General features: G+C 42.9%; 2 tRNA genes. Both read right to left on the bottom strand.

The features are described 5' to 3' along the window. Positions 1-49: 49 nt before the first annotated feature. Positions 50-134 (bottom strand) — tRNA-Ser (locus IEX62_RS24355). A gap of 92 nt (positions 135-226) precedes the next feature. Next, positions 227-299: transfer RNA gene (locus IEX62_RS24350), tRNA-Val, on the bottom strand. Positions 300-573 lie beyond the last annotated feature (274 nt).

The following is a 573-nucleotide window of genomic DNA, read 5'->3' as shown; positions in this document are numbered from 1 at the left end:
GAGGCTGTAGGAGGAGGCTAATTTGAATCACCAAACCTTAGTTAATTAACAGAGAATATGGGATTCGAACCCATGATGGTTTGAACCATAACTAGTTTCAAGCTAGCCACCTTAAACCACTCGGTCAATTCTCTTTAATTCTTTCAAGACTCGAACTTGAATATCATTATTATCAATAATGCACTTTACCAGTTAAGTTAAAGAATCCTAAAGTAAGTATTAAAAATGAGAAATGGGTGATTCGAACACCCAACCTTCCGTGTGTAAAACGGTTGCTCTACCAACTGAGCTAATCTCTCTTAAATTTAATTTTTTTTTTTGATAGCCTCCGGCTCAGAAGCGTCATTATTTGGCTACTTATGAACAAGGCTAAATTTTATTTAAAAGCTAAAAAGGAAAACCAAGAGCATGACTTAAAATACGAGCTAAACTAAGAGGGCCCCACGAATACCCCACACACCTTCGTGTGTGGGCCGTATTCGTGGGGTCCCCCGATTCGAGGCCCCTTCGGCCCTTGAATCCCCCCTTCCCCCCCCTGCAGTACTGCAGGGCGGGGGGACGGGGGGATTCCAC

Origin of the sequence: Paenibacillus hunanensis, from assembly GCF_014645615.1 — a bacterium.
In the GTDB taxonomy this organism is placed as follows: domain Bacteria; phylum Bacillota; class Bacilli; order Paenibacillales; family Paenibacillaceae; genus Saccharibacillus; species Saccharibacillus hunanensis.
This window is presented reverse-complemented; position numbering and strand designations above follow the sequence as displayed.